The organism is Stutzerimonas chloritidismutans AW-1 (assembly GCF_000495915.1).
Classification (GTDB): Bacteria; Pseudomonadota; Gammaproteobacteria; order Pseudomonadales; family Pseudomonadaceae; genus Stutzerimonas; species Stutzerimonas chloritidismutans.
The window spans coordinates 1-26,252 of the sequence record NZ_AOFQ01000026.1 but is presented as its reverse complement, the minus strand read 5'-3'; the positions used below and the strand labels follow the sequence as shown (position 1 = coordinate 26,252).

General features: G+C 62.6%; 16 protein-coding genes, 1 tRNA gene, 1 pseudogene and 1 riboswitch. Of the genes and pseudogenes, 5 read left to right on the top strand and 13 right to left on the bottom strand.

Annotation, left to right across the window (positions count from 1 at the left end):
- Window positions 1-47 precede the first annotated feature (47 nt).
- The 9 genes from F753_RS33355 to F753_RS33315 all read right to left on the bottom strand — a co-directional run bounded on the left by F753_RS33355 (window position 48) and on the right by F753_RS33315 (window position 16,072).
- Entirely contained in the window at window positions 48-1,268 is a 1,221-nt protein-coding gene (locus tag F753_RS33355; RefSeq protein WP_245218633.1) for an acyltransferase family protein, read from the bottom strand.
- A gap of 237 nt (window positions 1,269-1,505) precedes the next feature.
- Window positions 1,506-3,248 carry a DUF4214 domain-containing protein gene (locus F753_RS33350; RefSeq protein WP_023444883.1) on the bottom strand — a complete coding sequence of 581 codons (1,743 nt, stop codon included), beginning with the start codon at window positions 3,246-3,248 and terminating at the stop codon, window positions 1,506-1,508.
- A gap of 280 nt (window positions 3,249-3,528) precedes the next feature.
- Window positions 3,529-5,631 carry an acyltransferase family protein gene (locus F753_RS33345; RefSeq protein ID WP_245218632.1) on the bottom strand — a complete coding sequence of 701 codons (2,103 nt, stop codon included), beginning with the start codon at window positions 5,629-5,631 and terminating at the stop codon, window positions 3,529-3,531.
- 169 nt (window positions 5,632-5,800) lie between these two features.
- Window positions 5,801-9,496, bottom strand: coding sequence for a glycosyltransferase (locus F753_RS33340; RefSeq protein WP_023444881.1), 3,696 nt, complete (start codon window positions 9,494-9,496; stop codon window positions 5,801-5,803).
- The gene (locus F753_RS33335; protein WP_014818910.1) at window positions 9,486-10,709 is read right to left on the bottom strand and encodes an ABC transporter ATP-binding protein; all 1,224 of its coding nucleotides are present in this window, start codon (window positions 10,707-10,709) and stop codon (window positions 9,486-9,488) included. Before F753_RS33335 ends, F753_RS33340 begins: the two co-directional genes overlap by 11 nt.
- Window positions 10,706-11,500: an ABC transporter permease gene (locus F753_RS33330; protein ID WP_014818909.1), complete on the bottom strand. Its 795-nt coding sequence runs from the start codon at window positions 11,498-11,500 to the stop codon at window positions 10,706-10,708. The genes F753_RS33335 and F753_RS33330 overlap by 4 nt, the downstream gene beginning before the upstream one ends.
- Window positions 11,501-11,610: 110 nt before the next feature.
- A complete protein-coding gene (locus F753_RS33325) occupies window positions 11,611-13,005 on the bottom strand; it encodes a TolC family outer membrane protein (RefSeq protein ID WP_374417599.1) in 1,395 nt (464 codons plus the stop codon).
- Window positions 13,002-14,315, bottom strand: a complete 1,314-nt coding sequence (locus F753_RS33320; RefSeq protein WP_014818907.1) for an HlyD family type I secretion periplasmic adaptor subunit — start codon at window positions 14,313-14,315, stop codon at window positions 13,002-13,004. Before F753_RS33320 ends, F753_RS33325 begins: the two co-directional genes overlap by 4 nt.
- 20 nt (window positions 14,316-14,335) lie before the next feature.
- Complete coding sequence (locus tag F753_RS33315; protein ID WP_014818906.1) at window positions 14,336-16,072, bottom strand: type I secretion system permease/ATPase; 1,737 nt, start codon at window positions 16,070-16,072, stop codon at window positions 14,336-14,338.
- 222 nt (window positions 16,073-16,294) lie between these two features.
- Here F753_RS33315 and F753_RS33310 point away from each other — a divergent pair, with 222 nt between their 5' ends.
- Window positions 16,295-17,410 (top strand): glycosyltransferase family 4 protein, encoded by a 1,116-nt coding sequence (locus tag F753_RS33310; protein WP_014818905.1) that lies wholly within the window; start codon window positions 16,295-16,297, stop codon window positions 17,408-17,410.
- An 8-nt stretch (window positions 17,411-17,418) separates the two neighbouring features.
- Here the strand turns inward: F753_RS33310 and F753_RS33305 are convergent, their stop codons facing one another.
- The 3 genes from F753_RS33305 to thiC form a co-directional block, all read right to left on the bottom strand.
- Complete coding sequence (locus F753_RS33305; RefSeq protein WP_014818904.1) at window positions 17,419-18,846, bottom strand: MBL fold metallo-hydrolase RNA specificity domain-containing protein; 1,428 nt, start codon at window positions 18,844-18,846, stop codon at window positions 17,419-17,421.
- A 99-nt stretch (window positions 18,847-18,945) separates the two neighbouring features.
- Window positions 18,946-19,020, bottom strand: a tRNA-Thr gene (locus F753_RS33300).
- A 207-nt stretch (window positions 19,021-19,227) separates the two neighbouring features.
- Complete coding sequence (gene thiC / locus F753_RS33295; protein WP_023444878.1) at window positions 19,228-21,108, bottom strand: phosphomethylpyrimidine synthase ThiC; 1,881 nt, start codon at window positions 21,106-21,108, stop codon at window positions 19,228-19,230.
- A gap of 99 nt (window positions 21,109-21,207) precedes the next feature.
- Window positions 21,208-21,314: riboswitch (TPP riboswitch) on the bottom strand.
- Between the two features lie 175 nt (window positions 21,315-21,489).
- On the opposite strand from thiC, the gene F753_RS33290 reads away from it, so the two are divergent.
- Window positions 21,490-22,944 carry a TolC family outer membrane protein gene (locus F753_RS33290; protein WP_023444877.1) on the top strand — a complete coding sequence of 485 codons (1,455 nt, stop codon included), beginning with the start codon at window positions 21,490-21,492 and terminating at the stop codon, window positions 22,942-22,944.
- A 177-nt stretch (window positions 22,945-23,121) separates the two neighbouring features.
- Here the strand turns inward: F753_RS33290 and waaA are convergent, their stop codons facing one another.
- Window positions 23,122-24,390: a lipid IV(A) 3-deoxy-D-manno-octulosonic acid transferase gene (waaA, locus tag F753_RS33285; RefSeq protein ID WP_023444876.1), complete on the bottom strand. Its 1,269-nt coding sequence runs from the start codon at window positions 24,388-24,390 to the stop codon at window positions 23,122-23,124.
- A gap of 181 nt (window positions 24,391-24,571) precedes the next feature.
- Between waaA and F753_RS33280 the strand changes: the two genes are divergently transcribed.
- The 3 genes and pseudogenes from F753_RS33280 to F753_RS0124820 form a co-directional block, all read left to right on the top strand.
- The gene (locus tag F753_RS33280) at window positions 24,572-24,844 is read left to right on the top strand and encodes a DMT family transporter (RefSeq protein ID WP_051375869.1); all 273 of its coding nucleotides are present in this window, start codon (window positions 24,572-24,574) and stop codon (window positions 24,842-24,844) included.
- Window positions 24,845-24,904: 60 nt separating this feature from the next.
- Window positions 24,905-26,080 carry an NAD(P)/FAD-dependent oxidoreductase gene (locus F753_RS33275; RefSeq protein WP_023444874.1) on the top strand — a complete coding sequence of 392 codons (1,176 nt, stop codon included), beginning with the start codon at window positions 24,905-24,907 and terminating at the stop codon, window positions 26,078-26,080.
- Window positions 26,077-26,252, top strand: a pseudogene (locus F753_RS0124820) (aldo/keto reductase); the annotation flags it as partial. The gene F753_RS33275 and the pseudogene F753_RS0124820, both read left to right, overlap by 4 nt.

Sequence of the window (26,252 nt, the reverse complement as noted above, 5' to 3'; positions counted from 1 at the left end):
ATCAGGAGATGCGAGAGCTGGGCCGAACAGCCCCTGAACCAATCCGCTTAGGCGAGCTGGCGATTTTCCGCTTCGACCACGTTCTTGGCGATCCGCCCCCCTAGTGCTTGAAAGGGAACTTCCACATATCGATACGTCAGGGCGGAAATGCCGATAGTCAACGAGGCGGTAGCAAGCATGTAACTACCGGTGCTCCACCCCTTTAGTACAGCGATATCGGTGGCCTGTACCAACCAGGACAGGCTGTACTGCGCGACCGGGTGAAACAGGTAGAGCGAATAACTGACCGTCCCCAGCCAGACAAGTGCTCGCGCGCGCAGTTTCATGTATGTAGCGAACGACACGAACATCGCCACCCCAGCGGCGCAAGGCACAAAGGTGCGAAACAGGGCCTCATTGGGTCGGACCAGCATATGCTGTGCGCCCACCAGCAGGCCAACGGTAATCCAGCCCGCCCCGAATCCGATCATGACCAGCATCGCCAGCCTGGGCAAGGTGTCGTGTTCGTGGGCATGACGCACCAGTGCGCCCCAGAACATCAGGCTCAGATGAACGATAAGCGAAAGCGCTTGCGGAGGGATATCGAAGGGGGCTGCTGTGAATGAAGTCGGTGCGGTGGCGGTTCTGGCGTCTGCCAGCCTTTCCTGGATCGAGGTGTAGTCCGAGTCTTCCGGCGTCTCGGCGATGCCGGCGCGGATCGGGTTGAGGTCCACATAGGCCATTGCAGCGAGCAGCGCCTGTTCATCGAGCAGCGCCTGGCTTTTGAAACGCCCCTCCCAGAAGCGCCCGGTGCACTCGTCCTCGGCGTTGGCCTGGCGGGCGATGGACTCGTTCAGTACGCGCATGAACCAGGACAGGTCGTGCAGACGTGCGCGGTAGCATTCAGCGTACTCCGCAATGCGCGCAAGCTCCGCGGCGCCCAGGGCTGCTCGCTCCGGTGACAAGTAGCGCACCACCAGCGGCGGACCGCTGAACAGGCGCGTCCAGCGCGCCAGCACGTCGTCGGTGCTCCAGCTCAGCGCGCGGGCGCGGTCTACGTGGGCGACCAGATGGTAGTGGTTGCTCATCACTGCGTAGGCCGCGATGTCGATGGCGAACACCTGCGCCAGTTCCTTCATACGTTCGGCTATCCAGCCGCGGCGATGATCGTAGTTCTGGCCGGAAAGGCGGTCGTCGCCGCAAAGAAATGCTCGCCGCACGCAGCGGCAAACGCAGTGATACCAGGAGGTGTCGGCAAGGCTGACGAGGATAGAGCGAGGCTGTGTCATGTCGGCGATCCCTGCCGGGCCCGCTCGATGCGGGCAATGAATGAAGCGTAGCGCAGAAGGCTAATTCAGCAAAACAAAGTGGGTGTCCTTTTGTTTGTTTTTTGTGCTTTTGCTTTGTGGATTGGAAGTGGGTGTCCTTTTGTTTAAAAGCAAAACCCCGCCGGTTAGAGCGGGGTTTCGTTTAAGCCAGTCAGACGGTGTACCACCACACGGTGTGCTCCGCCTACACGGCTTTCGTCAAGCTACGTAGCTAATCACGCCGTTGGCAATCGCCAAGTCAGCGACATTCACACCAGTCAACTCGATTACCACAGCGTCAGTGGAGGCATTGATCTCACCAGAGGTCGCATCGTAGCCCAAGCTACCGCTACCGTACTTAGCGGTTTCAATTACGACCTTAGCGTCCGCGCCGTCTTGAATCACGAAGTACTCAAGAACGTTGTTGTTACCGGCAGTAGTCGCGCCGCTGTTGAAGGTGTACTCCGAGCCAAGCAGGATGTAGTCAGCCTTACCCTCACCAAAGTTAGCGAAAACAACGTCATCGCTAGCGCCAGTAGCGGCACCAACATAAAGCACATCGCTGCTATCGTCAGTCAGAGTAAGGGGGCTATCGATTACAACGAAGTCAACGTCGTTATCGCTTTCAAAATCGCTTAGAGCGGTTTCAGCCTTCGTAACAGCATCGTCGAGCTTAGTCAGCTCAGCTTCGATAGCTGTCAAAGCCTTGATTACTGCGTCAGCCTCACGGACGTCAGCCAGCAGCTCGTCTGCTTCAGCTTTGGTATCGAAGGCAACCAAGTATGCTTGGCCGTCAGTGATTGCCTTAACCGCAGTCTCAGCCTTCGTAACAGCATCGCCAGCTTTGTTGATGGCATACTCATTGTCAGCCAACTTAACCAAATCACTGCCGTATTGCAGCTCGCTTACAGCATCGACAATCTTGGCGCGATCAGCGGCAGTTGTGCTCAGCGAGGTCAGAGCAGCGTAGATCGTATCGTACGCGCCGTCAGTCAAGTCATTGGTCAGAGTAGCGTTCAGCTCTACGACGCTGATCGTACCGTTAGCAGCGGTGAAACCTGCCTCAGCAGCAGCTTCCTGCGCCGCGCTGTTTTCGGTAAGAGCTGCGAAAGCAGCAACTGCGCTTTCGTAAGTACGGACAGCTTGCGGTCCATTTGCCTGGGCCTGCACTGCGGTCTTGGCAGCGGCGAGATCAGTAGCGGCCTCGGAAGCAGTAAGTTCCAGAACGCTGGTTTTGGTAGTGGAAGACACCAAAGCGTCACGATCGGCTTGAGCAAAGCCAACAGCGGCAGTTGCTTCAGTCAGAGTCAGACCGACCTTCTTGTCGGCGATGACTACGTTGTCAGCCACATCGTCCACATCGCCAGCGGCAACAGCCAGCTTGGCTGCTTCCAGCTGATAAGCGGCCAGAGCTTTCTCAGCAGTTTCGATAGCATTGAACAGAGCCAGGCCAGGGACAGCGCCCGGCACCGTACCATTGCCGATATTCTGCAGGGCTGCAGCAACAGAAGCCTGAGTGCCATCAACACCAACCAAAACAGCTGCACCAGCTTCAACGTTGTAAGCGGCACCAGCCGAAGCAGTGTAAGCGTTGGCAACGTAGACTTTGTTATCGATAACTTGCTGATCGATAGCACCCAGGCTATTAATCATCGATGCGATCAAGGTATCAGCGGAAATGGTGCCGTTGTCGATCTCACCAGCCCAAAATGCGCTGCCTTCGGCATCCGCTGCGCGACCGAGCAGATTGAAATAAACCTGCTCAACCAGCTGAGTAGTGGTCAGCCCTTCATACTTGCTGGTGTATTCCTGGCTCAGGGTGAAGCCCAGGGCGACGGACTCGATGGTCGAGGTGCCGGCGGTGATAGCGTTGGTCCAGAAGTCCAGACCGGCCTGATCCGCGGCGCGGCCCAGGTAGCCTACGTACAGCGCTTGTACTTGCGATGCGATAGCGTTCGCCATTTCCTACTTCTCCAATATTTAGTCGAATCGACAGACAGGCTTTGGTTGTTTCGGGCCCGTCGGCCCGGCCTGCTTGCCATGCCCCATCGGGGCATGGCCCCCCTTGATGGGTTACGTCTAACACCGCGGTAAGGCCGATCCCGTCATATTCCTAGACGCAAACCGGAGCCTGTCGGTATTAAGCGGGGTCATGCTACACATTTTTCCGCGCGACAAACAAGGGCGACAGGCGATTAAATTGAGGCCTTCGCGACATCAGTATTAGTTGCGTAATCGTCTACTACCTTTTATCCGATTTAGAGGCGGCAGAATTCAGACGATCAGCCATGTAGGCGTCAAACGCGCGGAACAACTGGAGGTTGCCGTATCCGCTCAGGTGATCACCGTCAAGATAAAGCGGCAATTCGCCGCGCACGGCTTCGCAAACGGGCTCCGGGCAGAGAACCGGGAGTGGATCCCAGACGCCGACTCGAGGTACGGCGCTGGCGATATGATCGTAACTGGCCAATACGGGGCCACGGAAGCGCTCGATCAGTTCCCGGGGGATTTGCAGGCCCTGCGCGCAGATGGGATTAGCCCTATTGAACCAATCCGCGCAGCGAAAAGGCGGCGCCTTGAACAGGGGCTTGGGTGCCTCGAAGACGATCTGTACGCCCCGCTCGGAGAATTCGCGCAGCACCTCGATTGCATTCGCCTCGGCACGGGCGCGACCGGCACGGGCTTCGGCACCGAACATCTGCCTTTGCGCATCGGCCTCGCCGAAATAGGCCCACTGGTCGGAGAAGCGCGGTATGCGCAGCGACGGCAGGAAGAGGATATCGCCAGGCTTGATGCGCTCACGCAAATGGCGCAACGCGGCGTCGGCATAGCGTCGGCAGTCGGCGTTGTCCAGGTCTCGCCAGGGTTGCAGGCTGATGAAGGGGCAGCCTCCATTGTTGTAGGCGTTGATCTGTACCGAGCGGGCGATGGCGTACTGCTTGAACAGACCTTCATAGGCCAGGGCATGGGAGTCGCCGATCACATGAATGCTGGCTTCGCCGAGGGGGCGGGGCTCAGCACAGCCGCGCGGCTTGTAAATAAGCAGCAACCCGCCTTCGACATCGTGGTATTCGGGCTCGGCCGTGCAGCCCGGATAACCTTCACGCGTGGCAGGGCCGTGCGGGTACCAGAGGTCCTGGTTCCGGCTCAGGGTGCTGAGCGACAGTTCGTGCAGGTTGTCGGCCATCCGTGCGGCAAGCCACCAGCCGCCCCCGATCACCAGCAGCCCGCAGATTATGACGACGCCCTGGGGGGCGCGCCGCACCAGCCCGGCATGGCGCAGCGGATTTTCCACCAGGCGATACGAGAGTATCGCCAGGGCAAAGGCCAGGAGCACCGCGATGGCGCGCAGCAATGGTGTTTCCAGCCCCACCGTCCAGCGGAACAGGACGAAGACCGGCCAGTGCCACAGGTAGAGGGAATAGGAGATCTTGCCTACGGCCACCAGGGGCTTGCTGCCGAGCAGGCCGTGCAGGCGCTTCAGGTCGTCCCGCAGGTGCAGGCTGTAGATCAAGCCCAGCGTGCCCAGCACGGCGAGCAGCGCTCCCGGCATGGGGAAACGCTCGGCGGTGGAAACAACGAATGCCAGCAGCAACAGACCGAGGGATGCCCCACCCAGCCAGCCGCGCACTCTGCCTGCGGGCCTGGCGGTGATGGCCGGGAAAAGGGTTATCAGTTGGTACAGAAGCACGCCAGCGGCCAGTTCCCAGAAGCGGCTAGGGCTGAGGAAGTAGGCCTGAGTGGGGCTCGCCGCGCTCTGCCAGCCGGCAAATGCCATGGAAGCCAGCAAGCCGATGGCGAACAGGCCTACCGATACCCAGCGTCCGCGCCGGGAAACCAGCCAGCCGATGATCAGGAAGGGGAAGATCAGGTAGAACTGTTCCTCGACGGCCAGCGACCAGGTGTGGGTGTAGGGATTGAATTCGGTAGTCGGTGCGAAGTAATCGCGGCCAGTCCGGGCCAGGATGAAATTACTGAGTCCGAAGAAGGCAAACAAGCCCGTTTGCTGGTTCACTGCACTCAGCCACGACGACGGAATGAACAACGCGGAGACATAGGCGGTGATCAGCAGGCAGACGATCAGTGCTGGAAAGATGCGCTTGATCCGGCGCGCATAGAAATAGGCCAGGAAGGCTCCCAGCCCCTGTCCACGGAAGCTCGCAATCGATGCGCTGACGACGAAGCCGGAGATGACGAAGAACACGTCCACACCGACGAAGCCGCCGGGCAACCAGGCCGGATTGAGGTGATAGATCAGTACGGACAGCACGGCGAAGGCGCGCAGACCATCGATATAGGGAAAATACTGACCGCGCGTGGGGGTAATGGCGGGAGTCGGAATCATGCTGAGGCTCTGGTTCGGGCCGGTTTCACCGGGCGGTGGCATCGAGTATGCGGCGCGCATTCAAGCACAAGGTGGCAACGCAGGGAACGATGAAGCGTAAGGTTGCATGCCTTGCCAGCGGAGAAAATGCGCAGCGGCTACGGTGCGCTCCGCAGGCAAGGCATTCCTCCTACGAGGAGCGCAGAATCCGCTCAAGATTGGCCGCGCTCTGTTGCCAGGTGAGCCAGGGCATTTGCCGCGAGGCCGGGGTGAAGCCGGCTTCGATCCAGCCTTGCAATGCATCGGCCAGCTCTTGCGGCTCGGCGGCCTGGAAGAAACGGGCGTGCTCACCGGCGACTTCGCGGAACACGGGGATATCCCTGGCCAGAATCGGCAGCCCATGCTGCGCCGCTTCGATGAGCGGCAGGCCGAAACCTTCGTCTTCCGAAGCCGCGAGCAAGCCATGACAGCCGGCATAGAGGCGCTCGAGATATTCGTCGCTGATGCCGTCCATCCAGAACAGCCGCTGTCCCAGCTGCGGATGGCTCCGCAATGCGCGCACCAGCGCGGGAATCGAACGGCGCTCTTCGTTCGGCAGGTCACGCCAGCCTTCGCGGCCGACGATAACCAGATTGACCTCGACCCCGCGCGCCCACAATTCGTCGAAGGCGGCGAGGGCCTGGGGATAGCCCTTGCGGGGCTCCAGTGTGCCGACCATGAGGATGCTGGGCGCCTGCGACAAACGCTCGACAAGCGCTTCGGCTTCGGCCGGCAAGCCGGAACTCGGCGCCGAGCTTGCGAGATCCGCCCCGTGATGCGAGTGATCGATATGGAACTGGTCGAGGCGCCAGCGCGCCTCGATCCGCATCCAGTAGCGCAGCTCGTCCGCCACCGTCCGGGTAACGCAAACGGCGCCATCGAGACGCGCCACCGCCTGCAGCCAGGCTCGAAAATGCTCTTGGGCACGCGCGGGGAAAAGCTCCGGCCGGGTCACCGGCAGCAGGTCGTGCACCAGCATGCGGGTGCTCACCCCGTCGGCGCGCATGCGCTCGAACAGGCCTTCTCGCGTTGCGGCCACGAAGCTATCACCGGAGATGTCCAGCGCTATCAATCGATCGCCGGCGCATGCGTCCACCGCATAGTCCGAAGTTCCCGCAGGCAGGCCGAGCAGCTGGGCGGTGTATTGGCAGGCATACCGATAATGCCAGCGCCCACCGCGATCAGAGAGGTAGACGGGCTCGACCCGAATACCGGCTGGCGGGTTAGCCAACAGTGCGTAGGTGAGCGCCCTGGCCACGCGCTCGATGCCTGTCTGCCGGTCAAGCCGGCAGGTAGCGGTGATATCGAGCAGCAGCTGCGGTTGATGAACTGCCGGCCGACTCGGCTCCAATCGTGAAGCGAGCGCCTGTAGCGCTCCCCGCGTGGGGTGTGCGCCAAGCGGCTCCAGGGCGGCAACCAGGCGCTGCCGCTCGGCCTTGGCGCGTGTGGCGAAACGCTCGATGGCCTCGGCGTACAGCGAAGCACAACGGGCGGGCGAATGAACCGTCTCGACCAGCTGGCGCGCCCTCTTGCCGAGGGCGGCGCGGGCAGGTTGGTCGGCATACAGGGCTTGTAGCGCCTCGATCAGTTGCGCATCGCTGAATTCGTCCGGCAGGCGCCAGACGCCTTCGGGTGGCAAGTCGGCCATGCTGCCGTTGGCGTTGATGATCGTCGGCAAACCGTGGTTCATGCAATCGAGCACCGTGCCCGAGGTTTCGCCTCGTGACAGCGTGCGCAGCTGTACCGCCAGGTCGGCGGCGGCCAGATAGCCACGGAATGTCTCGAGATCCGCCCAGCCGGTGACGCGGATGCGGTCCGCCAGGCCGCTGCGCTCGATGGCTTGACGCAGCTGCACGGCGTAGGGGTCGTCCCCCAGTTCGCCGACGAATACCAGCAAGCCATCAGGCTCAGCGGCAAGGTTCGATGCCAGCCAGGCCGACAGCAGGCGGTCATTCAGCTTGGTCAACCCGAGTAGGCCGAAGCTGCAGACGACAAAGGCATCCTGCGCAATGCCCAGGCGCTCACGCGCCGACTGCCGTCTCTCCCGCTCGACAGGCTGTCGCAGATGGGGTACCAGCGCCCAGTCGGCTCCCGCTTCAGGCCCATACCACTGCCGGGCCAAACGCAGGGAAATCTGCGAATGGACAATGACGCCGGCAGCGGCGTCCAGCAACGAGCGATTGAAGGGGTAGGCCAAGGCCGCCCTCCCCTCGTCAGTGGCACGAGCCACTTCGGCAACGGCGGTGTGCCCACTGCCGTAATGCAGCTCCCGCCATTTGATGCCGGCATACCGGGGGTCGCAATCGAGCGCCCAGATCAGCCCGCTGAGGTAGAAATCGTGCAGCACCACCACGCCCGGCACCTGGCGCAGAAGGTCGTACATCCAGGCGTGATAGTGCGAATTGCCGACGTGGTAGATGACCGCGTGGTACTGCTCGGCATGCTGCAGGAGCCATGCGCCATCGCGTATTGCGCAATGGGCCTGAAGCCACTGCCCGACAACGAGTGGTTGCTCGACGATGACATCGATCTGGTAGTGCTCGGCCAGCGCTGGCAGCAGTTCGGCACTGTAGTCGGCGATCCCCGTGCGCTCGGGAGGTAAAGGCGATACGTAGGCCAGGCGGGCTCGCCCCACGGACGGCGTCGGCGCTTCGCTTACGCTCGCCAGCAGCTCCAGACGCTCGAGAAGCAATGCAGCCCGCGGCGCCATTGTCACCGACTCCTGGCCGCCTGCCAGGCCTTGCAGCACGCTCAGGTAGTGGGCGAAACGACGATCCAGACCCGGCCAGGCCTGGCGCAGCCGCATCAGTGGTTTTCCAAGCGCGGGCCTGCGCTCGGCGACGACGCTCATGCGCAAAACCGGGCGACTCAGAAGCGTGGCGGCGGCATGCTTCACCCAGCGCATATTCAGCTGCGGGCGACCAAGGCGACCGAACAGGCGGCCGAGCCTGGCCGTGGGGGAACGTTCGATCTGGCGAACGAGCCGATCGATGAGCAATCGGTCTTTGGCCAGTTGCTCGTCGAGACGCACCAGACGTTCACCCTGACGCCGGATGATGACTTCCAGATCCTGAGCCTGGCCAGAATTCGGCAATCGGGCCTGCAGGTCCTCATCATGCCGGCAGGCCAACTCCTCGAGCGTGATTCCACTCTTTTGCTCGAACAACCGCTCGATCGCATTGCTCTGGGCGGTGGGGCCCTTCTGGGCGACTACTGCATAATCGGGACTGACACCATAGAGGACCTGCCACACACCGATCCGGGCATCACCTCGGTGGAGCGCTGGGTCCTCCTGCAAGCGCAGGATTCGACACCGGTCGAACAGGTGGTACTGGCAGAGGAATTCCAGGAACAGTGCAGGCACGGGCCGCTGGTGGGTCGGGTCCAGATAGAAGTTGTTGGTGCCGACGATCAGGTTTTCGCTGTTCGGCGTTTCGAGGATCAGCAATCCTCCCGGACGCAACACGCGCCGGCACTCGGGCAGGAGCTGCTGCAGGTAGTCGAATTCGAGATGCTCCACCACATGGAAGGCCGTGACCAGATCAAGGCTCTCGTCGGCCATGCCTGACAGCGCTTCGAGGGCGTCCTGGTTCTTTGCCTGCAAACCACGCTCATGGCAGGCGGCGAGCATCGAGTCATCCAGGTCGACGCCCTCGGCCTTGAACCCTTCCTCGGCGAGCAGCTGTAGCCATTCGCCGCGCCCGCATCCGATATCGAACGCTCGCGGCTGCGGTGTATGCTCGCGCAGCGCGCGCAGGTAGGGCAGATAACCCTCGAGGCGACGCCTGATCTCGGCTTGCGGCGCACGGAAGCGCTCCTCCAGAGCGCGGTAGAAATCATTGCTCATGGCGCTTGCCGCACTCCACTCGGGTATCCAGCCAAGCGACTCCGGAGAATTCGCGGCGGCTGCGGTTGATGACTTCGAACATCAATGCCCGCTCCTGCCAGGCGTAGTTACGCTCGATATGGCCGACGACGCTATGCAGGGCGATGGTCACCGAGTAGGTTCCGGGGCCGATGTCGGCGGCAAAATCGAAGTTCCACTCCAGCTCCTGCGCTTCAGGAATATCATGCAGCACCTGATCGAGCTGCCGTGTATTGGTGCCGAAAACATCCTGCCCATAGCGGTCCTTGATGAGGAAGCCAAGCACCAGGTCCGGCACGGCCGCAAGGCTCCGCGCACGAATGCGGAGCCGTACCGGCTGTCCCACATCGATGACTTCCACCGGCTGCCCCGACAAGTCCCGCAGTTCGACTCCACTGAAGGTCAGCTCGCCGGTTCCGGACAGCAGGGCGCCACCTTGCCCCGCCTGGATAACCTGCTGATCCTGATGGTCCGCGAGCATTGCGTTGTAGAAGTCCATGACCTGATCCGGCTCGCCCTGCATGGCGATACGGCCACTATCGAGCAGGATGGCGCGCGTACAGATGCTCTGAATGGCCTGCTTGTCATGACTGACCAGCAGCAGCGTGGTGCCCTGACGCGTGAACTGTCGAATGCGGTCGAAACTCTTGTGCTGGAAGTATGCATCACCCACCGACAGCGCTTCGTCGACGATCAATATCTCCGGGCGCCGTGCGGTAGCGATGCTGAATGCCAGGCGCATTTGCATGCCGCTGGAGTAGACCCGTACCGGCTGCTCGAAGTAATCGCCAATTTCGGAAAACCCATGAACCTCTTCGATGAATTCATCGATCTGTGAACGCGAATGGCCCATCAGACCGGCAACATGGTAGACGTTCTGCCGGCCTGTCAATTCGGGGTTGAAACCCATCCCGAGCTCGAGAATCGCAGCGACTCGGCCCTGGACGGTCACGCTCCCGCTACTCGGCTTCAGCGTGCCTGTAATGATCTTGAGCAGGGTGCTCTTGCCGGCACCGTTCAGCCCGATAAGCCCTACGGCTTCACCGGGCTCGAGAACGAAGCTGATGTCCTCGAGCACGGCGGTCTGATGAACGCCAGAGGTGTTCCAGCCGAACCAGGACAGTATGCGGTGGCGTTCGTGGCGATAGGTATTGAAAGCTTTGGAAATACTGTCCACACGCAAAGCGAAGCTCATAGGACATCCACCACTTCATCGATACCACGCCAATAAAGGTAGGCGGCGAGCGCTAGCACAAGCACCGTACAAGCAGCAGGGTAGATCAGCGCATGCAAGTCCGGGCTGCGGCCGTACACCAAAACCGCCTGATAGGCCTGGACCACTGCGGTCAGCGGGTTGAGGAACAACAGGTGCCTTGCCCGCTCAGGTAGCAGGTCGATGCTGTAGACGATCGGTGTCAACCAGAACCCGAACTGCAGGGCAATGGTTACGAGCTGTCCGATATCTCGTATGAATACATTCAGCATACCGAGCGCCAGCCCCAGCCCAAGCGCCAGGCCCAGCATCAATAGCGTAAGCAGCGGTAACCAGACGATCGACCAGCCGGGGGCATGGCCGAGCAAGGCAAAGATCACCATGACGGAGAGAAACAGGACAGCATTGTTCAACAAGGCCGAGCCCACGACGATCACCGGCAGCGCAAGGCGCGGAAACACCATCTTCTTCAAGAGATTGCCATTCTCGATGAAAAGGTTGAGACAGCGGCTAACGACCTCGGTGAACAATGACCAGGCAAGAATTCCGGCCGTCAGGAACAACGGATAGGCGTAGGCACCATTGAGGCCGGGAAGCTTCGCGGACATGACCACAGACAGCACGAATGCATAGATCGCGACCTGAGCCAGCGGGTACAACACGATCCAGACCAGGCCGAGCCGGCTGCGCACGACCCTGCTGATGAATTCGTTGCGGATGGAGTTACGGATGAAATAGCGCGCCTGCCACAACTCAAGCAGCTGTTTGTTCAAGATCGGTCCCTGTAGTCGACGGACTGGAGCATCTGTACGACTGCTCCAAAAAAGGAAAGGCGTACTTTATACACCTTGACTTGAAGGAGCACGCAGGAGCTCCGGCTCGGTCAATCTCCTTCTGCTCTTTCCAGCGCCCTGGGCTCCTCATGGGCGGTGAGCCACAGATTAACCGAGCCAACGCTCTGTTCGGAGAGGGCACCAGCCCAACGATTCAGGACGAGCAGATTGGTGATGAAATCGTATTGCGCCTTGAGCAGATCACGCCGGGCCTTATATTCGTTCTGCACAGCGGTCAGCACGTCAACCGCGTTGACGACGCCGAACTCGAAGCCGCGCTCGGCAGCCACGCTAGAACGCTCTGCCGACTCCAGCGCATTACGTGAGGCACGAATTTTTTCAATGCTGGCCTGAGCGGTCAGGTAAGCGCTTGTGGTTTCCTTGACGACTTCTCTGCGCACCGCTTCCATCTGCTGTTCGGTTGAAAGCCGGTCGTTGTAAAGCGCGCGGCTACGAGCCGAGGTGGAGCCGCCACTGTAGATTGGGATCTGCACGCCAAGGCTGGCGACATAGCTATCCGAGCGAGGCGCAAGGGTGTTGTCGTAACCGACATCGCTGCGCTGAGCGCTGAGGTTGAGACTTACCGAAGGGTAATGCCCACCCCGCCCTTCACGAAGGGCAGCCTCGGCAGCCGCCAGAGCCTGTTCCTGGGCCTTGAGCGCAGGGTTCGCGGCGACAGCACGCTCGACCCAGACGCTGACGCTTTCGCCCGGCACCTGCAGCTCGATGTCCTCGCGTATACGACTGAGGCGCTCGGTCACTGGGCGACCGATGATTTCGGACAACTCCTCGCGGCTGACGCGTACCTGATTGCGCGCCTCGACCTCCTGCGCAGCCAGTGCATCGACGCGCGCCCGCAAATCGAGTACGTCGGTCACCATGGCGAGCTGCCGCTCGTACATTGCCTCGACACGGTCAAGATTCTTCTGTGTGGCGCGGCGCTCGGCCTGAACCAGCTCCAGCTCGTCGTCCGAAGCCAGGGCGACAAAATAGCGCTGCGCCAGATCAACGGTTGCTTCCGCCTGCGCATCAATAGCTTCGAACTCGCCCTGTCTCGCCCGGGACTTGAATTCCTGATAGTTCTCCCAGGCCTGCTTGTTATACAAGTGCTGGCTCAGCGAGAGGGCGTAGCGTTCGTTGTTGAAGCTCTCGGTGTAGGTTTCCACGTCGCGGTTGGTGCGGTTGAAGCTGCTGCTGGCGGTGACCTGCGGCAGCAGTCCGCCGAAAGCTTCGCGCTCGCGCTCCTTGCCTGCCTGAGCGCGAGCGTAGGCGGCGAGGACACGCGGATCCTCGAGGCGGGACTCGCGATAGAGCTGCATCAGGTTGGCCGAGTAGGTCGAGGCCGTAACCTCGCCCGGCGGCGCCGCCGGTGTTTCGGCGGCTTGGGCCTGAACGAGGCCGAAGAACAGGCTGAAGCAAAGAGAGGCGAAGCAGCGCACCATCAGTCCTCGATCAATGATCTGGCAAAGGCATCGGTCGCCGGCTGCATCAAATACTGCAACATCGTCCGGTTGCCGGTATTGATCAGCACCTCCGCAGGCATGCCCGGCTGGAGCGTGAGCGAGCCCAGCGCCCGCGCGCCCTCCTCGGTCAGCGCGACGCGCGTCAGGTAGTAGGGCATGCCCGTTTCCTCATTGATCAGGCGGTCCGCCGATACATGCCGGACAACACCCTTGATCACCGGGGTGGTCGAACTATTGAAGGCACTGAAGCGGATATCGGCGGGCTTGCCCACGCTTACACGGTCAATGTCGATAGGCGACACCTGAGCCTCGACGATAAGGTCGGACACCGAAGGCACGATATCGAGCAACGGCGTGGCCGGGCTGACGACACCGCCGATCGTGTGGACCTTCATGCCCAGGATCATGCCGTCTTCGGGGGCACGGATGACGATGCGGCTCAGGCGATCTTCCAGAGCGGCCTTGCGCTCCTGCAGGTCGAACACCTTTGTCTGCACCTCTGAGAGCTGTGCCACCACTTCCGAATTGAAATCCTTATTCAGCTGGAGTATCTGCAGCTCGGTTTCACTGATCTGCAGGCGGGTCTTGGTAACCTCCGATTGGTGATCGGCGACCTCGGCCTTGAGCATGTCGAGGCGTCGCTGCTGTTCGAGCAGGCGCTGCTTGTCGACATAACCCTCTGCCAAGAGCTCCGTCAGTTCGCCAATTTCATCGCGGTAGGACTTTTCCAGATTGCGCTTGGTAGCGACCATCGATTGCAAGCCAGAAATCTGCTCCTGCAGCTGTCCGACACGCTTCTGCAGAACAGCGACTTCTCCAAGCCGTGAACCACGACGGGCATTGAACACCTGGGTTTCCCCGTCCTGGGCCTCGATCGCGCGATGGCTGCTGGTTTCGATCATTGCGCTGAAGTCGACCTGCTCCCGCCCGTCGCGCTCGGCCTGCAGCCGCGCTTCCATAGCCTGGGCAGCCACCAGTTGGCTAAGCGTCATGCCGTATTCGGCACGGACCTGGGTGTCGTCAAGCACGATCAGCGGATCGCCTGCAGCCACGACGTCTCCGTCACGGGCATGCAGTTCCTTGACGATGCCGCCTTCCAAGTGCTGGATGGTCTTGCGATAGGACTGCACGGTCACTACACCGGGCGCCAGTGCGGCGCTGCCTAAAGGGGCGAAGGTGGCCCAGGCACCAAAGAGCCCAAACGTCACGAAAACGATAGCAAAACCGATCAGGCGAGCCTTGCGGTCCGACGCCGGCAGGCTGGCAAGGCGATCTTCGATGGCATTGTTCATGCTAGTCATGATGGTCTCGGTTACGAGCGTGCCGCAGATTGCCCAGGCGTTACCTGGGCGATCTTCTGGGCGCTGGCTTGTTGCTTGTTGAGTTCGGCCATGACCTTGTCGCGCGGCCCATACAGGCCGATTGCTCCGTTGCTCATAACCAGCAGGCGATCGAGCTGGGCCAGGATGCTGGTGCGGTGGGTAATGATGAACACCGTGGCGCCACTGGCTTTGAGCTGCTGGATGGCCATGGCCAGTGCGCGCTCTCCGACCTCGTCGAGGTTGGAGTTGGGCTCGTCAAGGATAATCAGCCGAGGGCTACCGTAGATCGCCCGCGCCAAGCCGACACGCTGGCGCTGGCCACCGGACAGGTTGACACCGTCCGAGCCGATCACCGTGTCATAGCCTTCAGGCAGTTGCAGGATCATCTCGTGCACGCCGGCAGTCTTGGCTGCCTGGATGACCTTATCCGGCTCTACTTCGCGGAAGCGGGCGATGTTTTCGCTGATGCTGCCTTCGAACAGTTCGATGTCCTGCGGCAGATAACCGACGTAGGGGCCCAGCTCGCGCTTGTCCCAATTGTTGATATCCGCACCATCGAGCCGCACGACACCATGCTGCGGCGCCCAGACGCCAAGCAGGGCGCGGGCCAATGTGGACTTGCCGGAGGCGCTCGGGCCTATGACACCCACTACCGAGCCTGCCGGTACGGCGAAGCTGATGTTCTTGAGAATCGGCGTCTTGGAGCCGGGCGCACTGACGATGAGGTTTTCTACCAGCACATTGCCCTCGGGTGCGGGCAAGGACATGCGTTGCGGCTCAGCCTGCTGCTCGTCGAGGATTTCGTTCAGCCGTGCGTACTGGGAACGCGCCGAAATGAAGCCCTTCCAGCTGCCGATCATCAGGTCGATCGGCGCCAGCGCCCGACCGAGGAGAATGGAGCCGGCAATCATCAGGCCGGGAGTGATTTCCTGCTTGACCGCCAGATAGGCACCAATGCCCAGAATGAGCGACTGCGACAGCATGCGGAATGTCTTGGAGAACGAGGTAACCATTCCACCCTTGTCGCTAGCCTGCGATTGCAGCAGCAGAACCTGGCGCTGGCGCTCGCCCCAGCGCCCCATGAGCGTTTCCAGCATGCCCATGGATTCGATCACTTCGGCGTTGCGCAGATTCTTGTTGGTGTGCAGGCTCGCAGCGATGTTCTGCTTGTTGGCATCGGCGATGGCCTTGCCGGTCAGCTTTTCGTTGACTACCGCAAGCATGAGCAGAACGATGGCGCAGCCGATGGCAAACCAGCCGTACCAGGGGTGAAAGAGGAACATCACGCCGATGTAGACCGGTAGCCAGGGGGTATCGAAAAAGGCAAAAAGACCGTTCCCCGTAAGGAACTGGCGCAGCCCGGTGAGGTCATTAAGAGGCTGCGCCGACGCATCCATGCCACCGCTGTCCAGGGCCTTCTTGAAGCTCGCCCGGTAGACGTCACGGCTCAGCAGGACATCAAGCCGGGTGCTCAGGCGCACCATGATGCGCGAACGCACCCACTCCAGCGAGCCCATGGTGCCCATCAGAATGGTCATGATGAGCGTGAGCATCACCAGCGTCGGGATGCTGCCGCTGGTCACGACACGGCCATAGACCTGGAGCATGTAGAACGACGGCACCAGCATCAGGGCATTGACGAAGAAGCTGAAGAAGCCGACCGAGAGGAAACTGCCCTTGCACGCCTTGAGCGCGGTCTTCAGGCTGTTTTCGCGAACATTACGCATGGATTCGGTACTGCCTGGCATATTCGAAAGCGGCGGAGTCTACCACCGTTATATCCACTGGAGAATGTAAACCGAGGCGGCACGATGAATGACGCCCTTGTCGGGCCGCCGGAACGCAAGGTAGATTTCCGACCCGGGGCCTCATGCTGGCCTCTGTCCCATTTGGGGCCGGCCCGATCGCTCAGCGTATTCAGGCCGCCCGACAACCTGCCTCGAGCCCCCATGCGCGTCCTTCACTTCTTCAAGACCTACCTGCCGGATACCACCGGCGGCATAGAACAGGTCATTTATCAGCTATGCCAGGGCAACCGCGAACTGGGCGTCGAAAGCCGCGTGCTGACGCTGAGCCCTGACGCTTCGCCGCAGCGCCTGTGGGTCGCGGACCATGAGGTGGTCAGGGCCCGTCAGGATCTGGTCATTGCCTCCACCGGTTTTTCCCGGGAAGCATTCGCGTTGTTCAGCGACGCGGCTCGGCAGGCCGATATCATCCATTTCCATTTTCCCTGGCCGGTAATGGATCTGGTGCACTTCGTAAGCCGGCACAGGCGGCCATGCGTCGTCAGCTATCATTCGGACATCGTCCGCCAGCGCACGCTGCTCACCTTATACAAGCCGCTGATGCAGCGCTTCCTGGCGAGCATGGACCGCATCATCGCCTCCTCGCCGAATTATCTTGAAAGCAGCGAGGTCCTGTGCCGGCACCGAGACAAGACGGTAGCCATCCCCTTCGGCCTGGACCGTCGGGCCTACCCCGAGCCTTCGACCGAGCGCCTGACCTATTGGCGCGAACGCCTGCCGGCGCGCTTTTTCCTGTTTGTCGGCGTGCTGCGCTACTACAAGGGGCTGGAGTATCTGCTCGAGGCGGTGGCTGGCACTGGCTGGCCAGTAGTCATCGCCGGCGCAGGCCCAGAGGAAGCCAACCTCAAGGAACAGGCACGCCAGCTAGGGCTTGATCATCTGATCTGGACCGGGCGGATAGCCGACGAGGACAAGGCCTGCCTGCTGCAGCTCTGCCACGCATTCGTCTTTCCGTCCCACCTGCGCTCGGAGGCATTCGGCATTTCCCTGCTGGAGGCGGCCATGTATGGCAAACCAATGATCTCCTGCGAGATCGGCACGGGCACGACATTCGTCAACCTGGACGGCGTTACCGGTATGGCCGTCCCGCCGGCCGACTCGCCAGCATTGCGACGGGCCATGGGCCAGCTCTGGGAGAATCCGGCTCTGGCCGCCGAACTGGGCGCGAATGCGGCGCGCCGCTTCGAGGAGCAGTTCAGTGCGCAGCGCATGTGCGAGCAAACGGTACAGGTCTACCGGGACGTATTGCAGGGCCGCTAGAGCGAAACTCAGCGCTCGGGGACCAGCACGTCTACCCTTCGCCCCTTGGCCGCATAGGCTGACATAAGGCCCTCGCGCAGTTGCTGCTTGGCGCGCGCCTCGCCATGCACCAGCCGCACCTCGCTCGGCCAGCGCCGCATCGTGGTGATGAAGCCAAGCAGCCCATTCCGATCGGCATGCGCCGAGTAGCCACCAATGCTTTCAATACCGGCGCGGATGTCCAGTCGCTGGCCATCGAGCTCGACGTAGCCACCGCGAGGGCCGAAGCGCTGGATGGCGTACCCAGGGGTGCCGGCAGCCTGGTAACCGACGAAAAGAACGTTGTGCCGCCGATCCTCGAGCATCGCCTTGAGATAGTTGACGATGCGCCCGCCGGCGCACATGCCGCCACCGGCGATGACCACGGCCGGCCGCGCCGTTTCGGCCAGGTGGCGGACCATGCTCAGATGCTGGTCGTGGCTGTCGACGGTGAGCAGCTGGTCGAATGCCATCGGATCGCGCCCCTCGCGCAGCCGACCCTGCGCTTCGTCATTCCAGAACGGGCGCAGCTCGCGGTATGCCTCGGTGAAGCGACTGGCCAGCGGCGAGTCGAGGATGATCGGTAGCTGCCGCCAGCCGGCACCAGACGCAGGGCCGGCCCCGGCATGGGCCTCGAAGATGATCTGTTCCAGCTCGTAGAGCAGCTCCTGAGTGCGGCCAATGCTGAAGGCCGGGATCAGCACGCTGCCGTCGTCGGCCAGCGCCTTCTCGATCAGTCGTTTCAGGCGTTGCCGGCGCTGGGTTCGATCCTCGTGCTGGCGGTCGCCATAGGTGCTCTCCAGCACCACCACGTCGGCGCCGGCCGCCACTTTCGGCGGGCGCAGCAAGGGCGCATGGGGCGCATGGGGCGCACCGAGATCACCCGAGAAGAGCACACGCCGACGTGCCTGGCCAGGACGCCTGATGTCCACCTCGACATAGGCCGAGCCGAGGATATGCCCGGCGCGCTGCAGGCGGATGCGCGCCCGCAACGACGACGTGTCGCTGAGGGTGAACCAGCGGTTGTAGGGCAGCGCGATCAGACGCCGCTCGACGAGCGCGAGATATTGCTCGACCTTGTGCTGGTCACGACTGATGCCGAGACGAAAGGCGTCCTCGAGCACGATCGGCAGCAGCCGGGCAGAAGGCTCACTGCAGAGGATGGGGCCACTGAAGCCTGCGGCCAGCAGGTAGGGAATGCGGCCGACGTGGTCGATATGCACGTGGGTTGCGACCAGCGCACGAATGCCGGCCAGGTCGAACTCGATATCCAGACTGCCGGCCCCGGCCCGTCCCGGCGAGGTATCGGCCCCCTGGAATAGCCCGCAATCGACCAGCAGGCTGAAACCGGTATCCAGGCGCAGCTGATGACAGGAGCCGGTGACGCCATCGGCGGCGCCGTGATGAAGGATTTCCATGACTCGTCCCTGAGTGTCGAAAACACAGGGGACCTTAGCCGGAAAATGCTGCAGCGGCCATTGGCCAAGTCACAGTTAACGACTGCACCCGCCAAACAATGGAGCCCATGGGCGGACTTGAACCGCCGACCTCTCCCTTACCAAGGGAGTGCTCTACCGCTGAGCTACATGGGCATCGCGAAGGGCGAGCACTCTAAGCGTCTAATGCAGGAAAATCAATAAGTTGCAGGTCGCCTCGGGTAGCGCTGGGCGGGCAATCCGGTGGATGGCTTCGGCCATCCACCCTACGCCTGCCGGCAGCACAAGGCGAAGCTTCCCGCAGGGTGGATAACCGCACAGCGTTAGCCGCGCTCATGATCAGCGCAGGCCCGCCCTCGCCGGTCACACCTGTTTGTAGATCACCGAGCCTTCGTCCTTGAAGCGCGAGGACTGCTCGGCGAAACCCGCCTCGATGGCTTTCTGCTCATCGGTCAGGCCGTGCTCGGCAGCGTACTCGCGCACTTCCTGGGTGATCTTCATCGAGCAGAACTTCGGCCCGCACATGGAGCAGAAATGCGCCACCTTGGCCGATTCCTTCGGCAGCGTCTCGTCGTGGAAGGCACGCGCGGTGTCCGGGTCGAGGCCGAGGTTGAACTGGTCTTCCCAGCGGAACTCGAAGCGCGCCTTGGACAGGGCGTTGTCGCGAATCTGCGCGCCCGGATGACCCTTGGCGAGGTCGGCGGCGTGCGCGGCGATCTTGTAGGTGATGATGCCGGTCTTCACGTCATCCTTGTTCGGCAGACCAAGGTGCTCCTTCGGCGTGACGTAGCAGAGCATGGCGCAGCCAAACCAGCCGATCATCGCCGCACCGATGCCACTGGTGATGTGGTCGTAGCCAGGGGCGATGTCGGTGGTCAGCGGGCCCAGGGTGTAGAACGGCGCCTCGTCGCAGCACTCCAGCTGCTTGTCCATGTTCTCCTTGATCATGTGCATCGGCACGTGACCCGGGCCTTCGATCATGCACTGCACATCGTGTTTCCAGGCGATCTTGGTCAGCTCGCCGAGGGTTTCCAGCTCACCGAACTGCGCGGCGTCGTTGGCGTCGGCAATCGAGCCCGGGCGCAGGCCGTCGCCCAGCGAGAAGCTGACGTCGTAGGCCTTCATGATTTCGCAGATCTCTTCGAAATGCGTGTAGAGGAAGTTTTCCTTGTGATGCGCCAGGCACCACTTGGCCATGATCGAGCCGCCGCGGCTGACGATGCCGGTCACGCGCTTGGCCGTCAGCGGCACGTAGCGCAGCAGCACCCCGGCGTGGATGGTGAAGTAGTCCACGCCCTGTTCAGCCTGCTCGATCAGCGTGTCGCGGAACAGCTCCCAGGTCAGGTCTTCGGCGACACCGTTGACCTTCTCCAGCGCTTGATAAATGGGCACGGTGCCGATCGGCACGGGCGAGTTGCGGATGATCCATTCGCGGGTTTCGTGGATGTGCTTGCCGGTGGACAGGTCCATCACGGTGTCCGAACCCCAGCGGATGCCCCAGGTCAGCTTGGCCACTTCCTCTTCGATCGAAGAACCCAGCGCCGAGTTGCCGATGTTGCCGTTGATCTTCACCAGGAAATTGCGGCCGATGATCATCGGCTCCAGTTCGGTGTGGTTGATGTTGGCCGGGATGATGGCGCGACCGCGGGCCACTTCGTCACGCACGAATTCCGGCGTGATCTCCTTGGGGATCGAGGCGCCGAAGCTATGCCCGGCGTGCTGATCCTTCAGCAGTCCAGCCTCGCGTGCTTCGGTCAGCTTCATGTTCTCGCGGATGGCAACGTATTCCATCTCGGGCGTGATGATGCCCTTGCGCGCATAGTGCATCTGGCTGACGTTATGCCCGGCCTTGGCCCGCCGCGGATGGCGTACATGGGCAAAACGCATGGCGGTCAGCTCCGCGTCGTTGAGGCGACGCTGGCCGAACTCGGAGGTCAGCCCCGGCAGCTTCTCGGTATCGCCGCGCTCCTCGATCCAGGCACTGCGCACATCGGCCAGGCCCTTGCGTACGTCGATCTGCACGTTCGGATCGGTATAGGGGCCGGAGGTGTCGTAGACGGTGACCGGGGCGTTGATCTCGCCACCGAAGTCCGTGGGCGTCACGTCCAGGCTGATCTCGCGCATCGGTACGCGGATGTCCGGGCGCGAACCCTGCACATAGATTTTCTGCGAGCGCGGAAAGGGCTGGATCGACTGCTGGTCGACCTGGGCGGATTCACTCAGGTTCTGTTGTTCTACACGCATCAGGCTGGCTCCTAGAGAATTGTCGGAGCGAACCTGAAACACGGATGGCAAGGGCATCGGGCGCGCCGGGACTGGCGCTGAGAGAGCTGGCCGAACGACTGGCGAGCACATCTTGTTCCCTACGCAGGCCTTAACCTGATCAGGTTCAACGGGATCCGGAACTTTCCGATCTCAGCCTTCGCTTCAAGGCACCCCGACAAGAACGCCATCGAGTCTAATCAAGACCCCGTACGAACGCCATGGCAACGGCGAAACTAGTCGACCGTTCGGTCATTTCGGCCGGCCGCAACCGGCATCTGACGTCACCTCGCACACGCGCCTTGACCCTCCGTCAGCCGCCGCTTAGCCTTGCCCATCAGCTCTATTCAGGATGGACCCAACATGCTGCGCAGACTCCCCCTGGCTCTCGCCGTGGCCTCCCTCACCGCCGGAGCAGCCTGGGCGCAGGAGACCATCCCCCTCGCCAGCAAGACCGATCTGGTCAGCGTCTATCAGCAAGCCGTCAACAACAACGCCGACCTGGCCGCGGCGCGCGCGCTGTTTCGCGCCCGCCAGGAAATCGTGCCGCAGGCGCGGGCCGGCCTGCTGCCCAACCTCAGTGCCGGCGCCGAGCTGAGCGACACCGAAACGGACGTCGACACCAGCATGGGCTCCACCTCGCTGTCGCGCAGCGGCACCGCCTATCAGGCGACGCTGAGCCAGCCAATTTTCCGCGCCGACCGCTGGTTCCAGCTCAAGGCTGCGGAAGCCGTGAGCGAGCAGGCGGCAATCGAATACTCCATCGCTGAACAGGACCTGATCCTGCAGAGCGCCCAGGCCTACTTCGCCGTGCTGCGCGCCCAGGACAATCTGGCGGCGGTTAAAGCCGAGGAAGCTGCATTCAAGCGCCAGCTCGACCAGGCCAACGAACGCTTCGAGGTCGGTCTTTCCGACAAGACCGACGTGCTCGAGGCCCAGGCCGGGTTCGATACCGCACGCGCCAATCGGTCCATCGCCCAGCGCCAGGTCGAGGACGCCTTCCAGGCGCTGTACACCCTGACCAACCGCGAATATATCGCCCTCGAAGGCATCCGCCACACCCTGCCTGTCCTGGCGCCGGTGCCGAACGAGGCCAAGGCGTGGGTCGATACCGCAACACGGCAGAACCTCAACCTGCTGGCGGTCAATTACGCGGTGACCGCAGCGGAAGAAACCCTGCGCCAGCGCCGCTCCGGCCATGCACCGACGCTCGATGCGGTGGCGTCCTATCGCAAGGGCGACAACGATGCGCTGGGCTTCAGCAACAGCCAGAGCATCCCGGGCTTCGACATGCCTCGCTACACCGGTGACGTCGAGCAGCGCAGCATCGGCCTGCAGCTGAACATTCCGCTCTACAGTGGCGGCCTGACCACTTCGCAGAGTCGCGAGGCCTATTACCAGCTCAGCCAGAGCGAGCAGCAGCGCGAGAGCCTGCGCCGCCAGGTGGTCGAATCCACACGCAATCTGCACCGAGCGGTTAACACCGATATCGAGCAGGTCGAGGCTCGCCGGCAATCGATCATCTCCAATCAGAGCGCGCTGGAGGCAACGGAGATCGGCTATCAGGTCGGCACGCGCAACATCGTCGACGTGCTCGACACCCAGCGCCGCCTGTATGGCGCCGTGCGGGACTACAACAACGCCCGCTACGACTACATCCTCGACAACCTGCGCCTGAAACAGGCCGCGGGCACGCTCAATCCGGACGATCTGCAGCAGCTGGCGGCGTACCTGAAGCCCGACTACAACCCGGACACCGACTTCCTGCCACCGGACCTGCCGCAAACCATCGGCCAGCCGGTGCGGATCGATTACTGAGCGACGAAGGAAAACAGGTGCATGATCGGCCGGGCAGCGTAGCGATACCTTCATGCACCTGTGCGAGAGCCCAACGGCTAAAACTCTAGCGTTGAGCTGCCTGGCCCGAGGCGGGAAAACCATCAAAAGCATCCCGCGCCGAACATGGCGGCCTGACGCCGAATCCGCCCGGCCAAATTACCCGAGCAGCCGCCCTAACCCCGCCAGCAACCGCTCCAGAGCGCCCTGATTGGCCTTGAGCACGCCGAGACCGGCATCGCGCATCGCCTGGGCCCCGGCTGGATCGCCCCAGAGTTCGCTGACCACCTGCGCCAGTTGCGCGGCATCCTGCACTTCACGCAGGGCGCCAGCCGCGCGCAACTGCGCCGATATCTCGAGAAAGTTGAACAGGTGCGGGCCGCTGAGCACCGGCTTGCCCAGCGCTGCGGGCTCAAGGAGGTTGTGCCCGCCGTTGGGCACCAGGCTGCCGCCAACGAAGGCGATATCCGCCAGCGCGTAGAGAAACAGCAGCTCGCCCATGGTGTCGCCGACCAGTACCTCGGTACCGGCGTCGACCACTTCCCCCGTCGAGCGCCGCACGGCGACAAACCCATCCCTGACCGCCGACTCGTACACCGAGGCGAAGCGCTCCGGGTGCCTGGGCACCAGGATCAGCAGCGCCTGCGGATGGTTGCTGAGCAGCTGGCGATGCGCAGCCAGCATGATCTCGTCCTCTCCGGCGTGTGTACTGGCGGCGATCCACAATGGCCGTTCCAGCGCCGCCCACTGCTGGCGCAATTTACTGGCACGCTCCAGCAGTGCCGGGTCGATGGTCAGGTCGAACTTGATCGATCCGGTCACCTCGACGCACTCATCGCGCGCACCGAGCCGGCGAAAACGTTCGGCTTCAGCCTCGGTCTGCACGGCAATCAGGCTCAGCTTAGCCAGCATCGGCGCAGTCAGACGGGCGAAGCGCGCGTAGCCGCGGGCCGAGCGCTCGGACAAGCGCGCATTGGCCAGCGCTACCGGAATGTCGCGGCGTGCACACTGATGGATATGGTTGGGCCAGAGTTCGGTTTCCATCACCACCGCCAGCTTCGGTCGCACGCGCTCAAGAAAGCGCGCCGCCGCCCAGGGCAGGTCATAGGGCAGATAGCAGTGCTGCACGCTGTCGCCGAACAGCGCCTGAATCCGCTCCGAGCCGGTCGGGGTCATGCAGGTGACGGTGATCGGCAGCTGCGGATAGCGCGCCATCAGTTCGCGGATCATCGGCGCCGCGGCGATGCTCTCGCCGACCGACACCGCATGCACCCAGATGCCACCCGGACGAAGCGGCGGCAAACCAAAGGCGAAACGTTCGCCGATACGACGGGAGTAGGCCGGCGCGCGCCAGGCGCGCCAGAGCAGGCGCAGAAATACCAGCGGCAGGCCGAGGTGGAACAGCAGGGTATAGAGGGTGCGATTCATGGGCGCGGAGCTTAGCAAGCCGCCTGCCGGCGAGCCACAATCGCCACGGCTGGCGAACTAGTTGACGAGGACGCGACCGAACGAAGTTGACCTCCTCCAGCCCACGATCAGGATTTCCCATGTCCGGTGTTACGTTTACCTGGCCATCGCCATCTGCGCCGAAGTGATCGCCACCACCTCGATGAAAGCCCTGGCCGGCTTCAGCCGCCCGCTGCCCCTGTTGCTGGTGATTTGTGGCTATAGCTTGTCCTTCTGGATGCTGGCGCTGGTGGTGAAGACCATTCCGGTGGGGATCGCCTACGCCATCTGGGCGGGCCTGGGCATCGTGCTGGTCAGCATCGCTGCGGCGCTGATCTATCGCCAGCACCTGGACCTGCCGGCAGCGCTCGGTATGGTCCTGATCATCGCTGGCGTGGTGGTCATTCAGCTGTTCTCCGGCAGCACCGGCCACTAAGCGCCCCGCGAACTGCATGCAGTTATACTGCGCGTCCGTTTCCCCGTATGAGGCCTGCACATGCCTGAATCCCTCAGCACCGATGTCCTGATCGTTGGCGGCGGCGTCGCCGGCCTCTGGCTCAACGCGCGCCTGCGCAGGCAAGGTTTTGCCACGTTGCTGGTGGACAAGGGAACGCTGGGTGGCGGGCAGAGCGTGAAGTCCCAGGGCATCATTCATGGGGGCACCAAATACGCCTTGAGCGGCGCCCTCACCGGCGCATCCGAAGCCATCGCCGACATGCCACGGCGCTGGCGCGAGGCTCTTGAAGGCAAGGGCGAGCTGGATCTCAGCGGCGTGCGCCTGCTGTCCGATGCGCATTACCTCTGGTCGCCCGGCACGCTGGCCGGCAACCTCACCAGCTTCTTCGCCAGCAAGGCAGTGCGCTCGCGGGTTGGTCAGGTCAAGGGCGACGAACTGCCACCCGCTCTGCAACACCCGAAATTCAAAGGCAAGGTCTACCGCCTCAGCGAACTGGTGCTCGATGTGCCCAGTCTGATCGCCCGCCTGGCCGAACTGGCCGGCGACAGCCTGCTCGCCGGCCAGCAGGTCGAACCGCTGCTCGATGGCGACGAGCTGGTCGGTCTGCGCGTCGACGGCCGCGAGATCCGCGCTCAGCGCATCGTTTTCAGCGCCGGCGGCGGAACGGCCGAGCTGCTCACTTCGCTCGGCCTGCAGCAGCCGGCCATGCAGCGCCGACCGCTGCACATGGTCATCGTCAAGGCGCCGACGCTCAAGCCGCTCTACGCCCACTGCCTGGGCGGCGGCACCAAACCGCGAATCACCGTGACCAGCCATCCGGCGGCAGACGGCGAGTGGGTCTGGTACCTGGGCGGCGATCTGGCCGAAGCCGATGGCGTGGCGCGCGACGAAGCCAGCCAGATCGCCGCGGCGAAGAAGGAACTGGCCGAGCTGGTACCCTGGATCGACCTGTCCGCAGCGCACTGGACCACGCTGCGCATCGACCGCGCCGAGCCGGCGCAATCGGCCCTCGCCCGTCCGGACAACGCCTTTCTCGCCGAGCAGGGCCGCCTGCTGGTCGGCTGGCCGACCAAGCTGGCGCTGTCACCGGACTTTTCCGACCGCGTCGAAGCCGCTCTCGCCCGCGACGGCATTCGCCCCGTCCAGCATCCTGCACTACCGGAACTGCCGCGACCACCGTTGACCGGGCCGTTCTGGGAAGGGCTGCTGCCATGAACGCGACGCTGCATGACATGCACCGCCCACTGGGCAGCACCGGCCTGCGCATTTCGCCGTTGGGTCTGGGCACGGTCAAGCTGGGTCGCGACCAGGGCGTGAAGTACCCCAGCGGCTTCGCCATCCCCGACGATGCCCAGGCTCCCGAACTGCTGACCCCGGCCCCCCGACC